The organism is Aquicoccus sp. (assembly GCF_041686535.1).
Taxonomy (GTDB): domain Bacteria; phylum Pseudomonadota; class Alphaproteobacteria; order Rhodobacterales; family Rhodobacteraceae; genus Aquicoccus.
Genome location: NZ_JAWLDS010000063.1, coordinates 1 through 5,819, shown reverse-complemented (window position 1 = coordinate 5,819; position 5,819 = coordinate 1). Strand labels below are relative to the sequence as shown.

The window sequence follows — 5,819 nt, the reverse complement described above, 5'->3', positions numbered from 1 at the left end:
GGCGCAATCATTCGGTATTGAGCAGCACCGCCTCGACCCGGCGGTTGATCTCGCGGCCTTCGGGGGTCAGGTTGGTGGTGAACGGCGCGAGATAACCCACGCCTTCGGCCTCCATCTGGGATCGGGGCACCCCGAGATCCGTGGCAAGACGTTCAAGCACCGAGGCCGCGCGCCGTTTCGACAGCGCGATGTTGCCGTCGAGGCCGCCCACCGCGTCCGTATGTCCGACCAGCGCGATCCTTCGGTCGGAATCGCCCAGCAGATAGTCGGCAAGCGCCGCGAGCGAGGCGAATTCTCCCGGTCCGAGGTTGGACGAGCCGGTTTCGAAGGCGAGGTCCGACAGAACCGCATGGCCATTGCGTTCAAGCGCGACCGCGACTGGCAGCGGCGTGTCGCCTTCTTCCGGCGCCGCGCTGTCCCCCGGCCCGAGGGCCGGCCGGTCGCCGCCCGCGCTTTGCGGCGTCTCCTCATCTGCGGGAACGATCTGGACCACCTGCAGGAAACCCGCTGTCTCGGTTCGACTGGTCAGCAGCACGGCATGGCTCACCTTTCCGTCGCGGTCATCATGCCTTGCGGCGAGATAGCGGAAATCGAACAGGTCGACATGCATGTCCGGCGCGGGAATCACCTCGAGCGCGAAGCGGAAATCGAACCCGCCACAACTGGCCGCGGCACATTCGAAGAGGATCTCGTATCCGGCATCGACCAGTTGGTCGCGCAGCGGCGCCATCAATTGCAGCGTGCTCAGCCCCTGCGCGTCGACCCGCCAGGACCGGCGCGCGACCTGGCCTTCGGCGGCGATCGTGGGCACACGGCCATCGAGAGCCGGGCCGGTCGCCACGCCATAACTGTCCCGCGCGCTGATCCGTTCGAGGGTAAGCTGCGCATTGGACGGCACGGCAAGGTCGACGGCCCGCGCGGCACCTCCTGCAAGGAGGAGGGCAATGCCCAGTGTCAGGACCAGGGCAAGGACCCGACCCGGGTCAGCGCGCTTGCGCGTGATATTCGTCATTCGGCCGCATGTCGGTGGCCGAGGCCACGCGGTTGGTCATGTTGTAGAACCCGGCGACATTGGCGATGTCCCAGATGTCACGGTCGCTGAACCCGACCTCGCGCAGCCGGGCGCGGTGTTTCTCTTCGATCTTGTGGCTCGCGACGGTCATCATCTCGGCGAATTCGAGCATCGCGTATTGGCGGTCGTCGAGATCGGCCACGCGCCAGTTCATCACCATCATCTCGCCCAGGATCGGGTCGCCCGACAGGGCCCGCACCGCCTGGCCATGCGCGGTGAGGCAGTAGAAGCACTTGTTGATCGAGGAGACCGCGACCGCGATCATCTCGCGTTCGAGCTTCGACAGGCCCGACTCGCCCAGCATCAGGTCGTTGTAGAGCGCGGTGAAAGCGTTGAGCTTGTCGATGTCGAAGGCATAGGATTTCAGCACGTTCGGCACGAGGCCCAGCTTGTCCTGGCAGATGTCGAAATATTTCTGCGTTTTCTCGGGCAGCGGATCGACCATCGGCAGATCGAGGGCGGTGGGTTGGTCCTTGCTCATGTTCAGCCTTTCCGTTTGCGATAGTGATACTGTCCCACAAGGGTCATTCCAAGGGAAGCATAGAGCGCATTTGCCGCAGCGTTGGCCTGCGTGCAGGCGGCCGAGATGTGGGCGGCGCCGTGGCGCGCGGCCCAGAACGCGGCGCGGCGCATCACCCATTTTCCAAGCCCCTGCCCGCGCTGATGGGCCAGCAGTTCAAGCGCGTGGACCATGGCGATCCGCTCGTGAATGGCGACGAAGGCGACGCCGCCGGGATGGTCGTTCCAGCGCGCGATGATCGAGGTCTTGGGGTCCGCGGCGCGGTGCATCACGGCGATCCGCGCCGGCCCGATCCCGCCCTTTGCCCAGATGTCGTGCATGATCGCCAGCGGCTCCCACACCGGGATGGCGGTGACGGGGGGCACGGGCTCACCGGTCAGGCTCTCGACCGGCGTGGCATAGAGGTTGACCGGATCGACCACCTCGTAGCCGCGCGCGGCGAGCTGCGCATCGAGCGCGTCCTGGCCCGCGCGGATCATGAAGAGGCAGGGCTGGTCCATGCTGCGCATGGTGGCCTCGGCCTCGGCCAACTCGTCCTCGGTGACGGGGCGCTTGACGGTCGTGGCGCTGACCCGCTGGCCGCCGCCCTGCCCTTCGCGGAAGGTGAAGGCATCGGTTTCGGTATGGCGCGCGGCGGGCCATGTGCCGTCGGTAACGCGGTAAAGCGTCTCTGCGTCAGGAAGCTGCATCGGGGAACAGCCTTGAGAGCGCCTGCATCGCCGCGTCGAGCCGGGCGCCATCATGGCCGCGGATCACGATATGCGCGCCGAAGGCCCCGGAATGGGAATAGGGATAGGAGCCGAAGGAGAGATCGGGAAACTCTTCGGCCAGCTTGCGCAGGGGGCCGGCGATGTCGCCCTCGCCCCGCTCGACGCGAAGGCTCTGACTCAGGAGCGGCGCGCCGCCGGTGAGGGTGGGCAGCACGCTGGCCACCATCGCCTCGAATATCTGTGGCACACCGGCCATGACATGGGTGTTGCCGATGGTGAAACCGGGTGCCGCCGAGATCGGGTTGTCGATGAGGGTCGCCCCCTCGGGGATGCGGGCCATGCGCAGGCGCGCCGCGTTGAGTTCGGTTCCGGTGCGCTCGTAATGGGCCTGAAGCACGGCGCGGGCATCGTCGCGGATGTCGATGGGAAGATCGAACGCGGCGGCGACGCAATCGGCGGTGATGTCGTCATGCGTAGGCCCGATCCCGCCCGAGGTGAAGAGATGGTCGAACCCGGCGCTGAGCGCCTTGACCGCGGCCGTGATGGCCGGGGCATCGTCGGAGACCACGCGCACCTCCTTGAGGTCGATGCCGATCTTGTTCAATGCACCTGCGAGGTGGTGCATGTTGGCGTCGCGGGTGCGCCCCGAGAGGATCTCATCTCCGATGACGAGCATGGCGGCAGTTGGGTTGGGCATTGGGCCTCCTTCGCGTGGCGCACTTGAACGATGCATGGGGTCGGTATAGGGCCAAGCCCATGCGCTTTCAAACCCCTCTTGAACCGGCCCGGCTCATCCGGCGCTACAAGCGGTTCCTGGCCGACATCAGGCTGGCGGACGGACGCGAGGTCACGGCGCATTGCGCCAATCCGGGCAGCATGATGGGGCTGGCCGAGGAAGGCACGAAGATCTGGGTCGAACCGAATGACGATCCGAAGAAAAAGCTCAAATACAGTTGGCGGCTCGTGGATCACGAGAACGGCCATTTCACCGGGGTCGACACATCGGTGCCGAACCGGGCGCTGAAATCGGCGCTGATGGCGGGCGAGGTGCCGGGGCTCAAGGCGCCGATGGTGCGACCTGAGGTGAAATACGGCGATAAGAGCCGCGTCGATTTCCTGCTCTCGGGCGCGGGGCCGGACATCTATGTCGAGGTCAAGTCGGTGACGCTTTGCCGCGCGGTGGGGCTGGCCGAGTTCCCCGACGCGCGCACGGCGCGGGGCCTGCGGCATCTCGAAGAGTTGTCGAAGGTGGCGCAGGCGGGCGCGCGGGCGGTGATGCTCTATCTCGTCCAGCGCACCGATTGCGCGGCCGTCGGCATCGCGGGCGATATCGACCCCGACTATGCCGCGGGGCTGGACCGGGCACGCATGGCCGGGGTCGAGGTCATGGCCTTCGACTGCTGCATTTCGCCACAGGAGATCACGCTGGGCCGGGCGCTTGCGTTCAGGGGTTAGGGCGTGTCGCGCGTTTTCCCGGGGCGGCGTTCGGCCTCGTCGATGAGGCTTCGCACCCAGCGTGCGGCGGCCCATGTGGCCGGGATGCCGAGCGGGATGGAGACGATCACCGCAACCATTGGCGGCATGGTGGGCACGCCCAGCGCCCGGAGCATCAGGAACAACAGGAAAAGGTTGATCGCCACCGCCGCGGCGGTGAAGGGGTAAAGCCAGGCGCAGAGCCCGAGAAACCCCTTGGTGCTGTGCAGGCTCATGCCGCCCGCCTTTCCCGTGCCGCCCGGCCAAGACTTGCCGCGATCAGGCGATCCACACCCGGATGCTCGATGAAGGGCGGCAGGACCGGCCCGTCGAACCGCGCCTCGGCCAGCGCCTCGGGGATGTCCTCCACGACATGACTGGCCGACAGGGCAAAGAACGGCAGGCAGATCGCCTGGCCCAGGTCGCGGGCGGCCTCGGCCAGAAAGGGGGCCTCTTCGACGAACCCCACCCTGACCCGGGCCAGCGCCGCTGCCTCGGCGATGGCCGGGGCGATGCGCAGGGCGCTGTCACGGCTGGCGGGGTTCGAGCGGCTGCCATGGGCGGCAAGAAACAGGGTCGTATCGCCCGCCGCCCATGCCTTTTGGGCCAGCGTGTTGCGCAGGGTACCGGCCGCCAGTTCGACAAGTCCGGGTTCGAGCCCGAACGGTGCCATTTGCCAGGCGGGCCGATCGCCCGTGCGGCGGCGCAGGAAGGTTTCGGTGAACCATCCGCGCGCCATGAAAAAGGGATAGACGAGGGGCGCCCCCTGCCCTTCTGCGGCACGGTCCAGTCCTGTCTCGAACCGGTCCGCGCTGGCCAGCGTCACGCCGGTCACATCCGCGCCGGGCAGGTGCCGCGCGACGGATGCGGCCAGCGCCTGCATGGCACGCTCCTGCGGGTCGGGGTCCGAGGGGCTGCCATGTGCGACGATAACGGCGCGTATGGTCGTGTCACTCATGCTGCGTCCTCCTGCCGGGTCAATCGCGCGCCGGTCTGTTTGAAGCAGCGCAGCGAGAACATGACCTGATGTCGTGTTCCCCGAAGGTCGGGCAAGGCGCGGGCGCCGTCAAGGATGCCCAGCGCCTCGGAGCGGCTGCGTGCGTGGATCATGCAGAAAAGACCATAGGGCCAGAGGCCCATGGCCGTGCGGCGCTGGTAGCACAGCGTGACGCCCGGGTGCCGGGTGAGCGCCCGGCCCGCCGCCTCGATCCGGTTGTCGGGCACCTCGAAGGCCACCATCGCGTTCGAGGCCCAGCCCAGCGCGCGGTGCCGCACGATCACGCCGATACGGGTAAGGATGCCCGCGCGCAAGAGCGCATGGATGCGGGCAATCACCTGCGCCTCGCCCATGGCGAGGTCACGCCCCAGCGCGGCAAAGGGCGCTGGGCAGAGTTCCAGCCCCCGCGACAGCGCCTGCAAGAGCGGGCGGTCGGCCTCGCGCAGCGCGCCAAGATCGGGCGCATCCGCAACGCCCAGCGAGTGACGCGGCCCGTTGAGGCGAAAGCCGAGGTCGATGTTGAAGGCCCGCACCAGCGGCAGATCGAGGACCCGGAGCCCGCTGCGCCGCCCGATCCGGGCGAGTGTTTCCGACAGTTCGAGCCGGTCCGCCGCGGTGGCGACGAACCACAGGTTCCAGCGGTTTTCACGGTGATAGGAATGATTGACGCAGGGCTCTTGGCTCACCATCCTTGCCACCTCTTCCAGCCCGGCATCGGGCACCGCGAGCGCGGCCAGTGTCGAGGCCCCGGCGGTGTTGGGGCGCACCGTGGCACCGACGCGGGAAATCTTGCCCTCGCCCTGCAGGCGGTGCAGGCGAGCGATCACATCGCCCTCTTCAAGGCCCAGATCGGCGGCGATGGTGGCAAAGGGCGCGCGCACCAGCGGCAAATCGCGCTGATACTCCTGCAAGAGCCGCGCATCTGTCGGGTCGATCTTCGGTGCCATCTCTCAGAGCCCGATTTGAAACTAATTGAGTGAGTTCAGCAGGTTGTGCTTCTGTTCGGTTGCAAAGCTGAACGGAGATCACGATGGCCTGGACCGAACT

Annotated in this window: 8 protein-coding genes; 1 reads left to right on the top strand and 7 read right to left on the bottom strand. The window is 67.3% G+C overall.

All coding sequences use genetic code 11. The annotated features are described in order from the left end of the window. Window positions 1-7 precede the first annotated feature (7 nt). The 4 genes from ACESL9_RS12545 to ACESL9_RS12530 are packed head-to-tail and all read right to left on the bottom strand — an operon-like array spanning window position 8 to window position 2,999. Window positions 8-1,012, bottom strand: coding sequence for an OmpA family protein (locus ACESL9_RS12545; protein ID WP_372613476.1), 1,005 nt, complete (start codon window positions 1,010-1,012; stop codon window positions 8-10). Further along, window positions 984-1,553, bottom strand: a complete 570-nt coding sequence (locus tag ACESL9_RS12540) for a peroxidase-related enzyme (RefSeq protein WP_372613474.1) — start codon at window positions 1,551-1,553, stop codon at window positions 984-986. The genes ACESL9_RS12545 and ACESL9_RS12540 overlap by 29 nt, the downstream gene beginning before the upstream one ends. A gap of 2 nt (window positions 1,554-1,555) precedes the next feature. Beyond that, complete coding sequence (locus tag ACESL9_RS12535; protein ID WP_372613472.1) at window positions 1,556-2,281, bottom strand: GNAT family N-acetyltransferase; 726 nt, start codon at window positions 2,279-2,281, stop codon at window positions 1,556-1,558. Further along, window positions 2,268-2,999 carry a competence/damage-inducible protein A gene (locus tag ACESL9_RS12530; RefSeq protein WP_372613470.1) on the bottom strand — a complete coding sequence of 244 codons (732 nt, stop codon included), beginning with the start codon at window positions 2,997-2,999 and terminating at the stop codon, window positions 2,268-2,270. Before ACESL9_RS12530 ends, ACESL9_RS12535 begins: the two co-directional genes overlap by 14 nt. 59 nt (window positions 3,000-3,058) lie before the next feature. Here ACESL9_RS12530 and sfsA point away from each other — a divergent pair, with 59 nt between their 5' ends. Continuing rightward, complete coding sequence (gene sfsA, locus ACESL9_RS12525) at window positions 3,059-3,757, top strand: DNA/RNA nuclease SfsA (protein ID WP_372674916.1); 699 nt, start codon at window positions 3,059-3,061, stop codon at window positions 3,755-3,757. On the opposite strand, the gene ACESL9_RS12520 is transcribed toward sfsA, so the two are convergent. From ACESL9_RS12520 to ACESL9_RS12510, 3 genes are read right to left on the bottom strand one after another with little or no spacing between them, the layout of a single operon-like run. After that, entirely contained in the window at window positions 3,754-4,011 is a 258-nt protein-coding gene (locus ACESL9_RS12520) for a hypothetical protein (RefSeq protein ID WP_372613466.1), read from the bottom strand. The two genes, sfsA and ACESL9_RS12520, sit on opposite strands and share 4 nt — an antisense overlap. Continuing rightward, window positions 4,008-4,733 carry a CbiX/SirB N-terminal domain-containing protein gene (locus tag ACESL9_RS12515; protein WP_372613464.1) on the bottom strand — a complete coding sequence of 242 codons (726 nt, stop codon included), beginning with the start codon at window positions 4,731-4,733 and terminating at the stop codon, window positions 4,008-4,010. The genes ACESL9_RS12520 and ACESL9_RS12515 overlap by 4 nt, the downstream gene beginning before the upstream one ends. Further along, window positions 4,730-5,719 (bottom strand): AsnC family transcriptional regulator, encoded by a 990-nt coding sequence (locus ACESL9_RS12510; RefSeq protein WP_372674915.1) that lies wholly within the window; start codon window positions 5,717-5,719, stop codon window positions 4,730-4,732. The genes ACESL9_RS12515 and ACESL9_RS12510 overlap by 4 nt, the downstream gene beginning before the upstream one ends. Window positions 5,720-5,819: the final 100 nt, after the last annotated feature.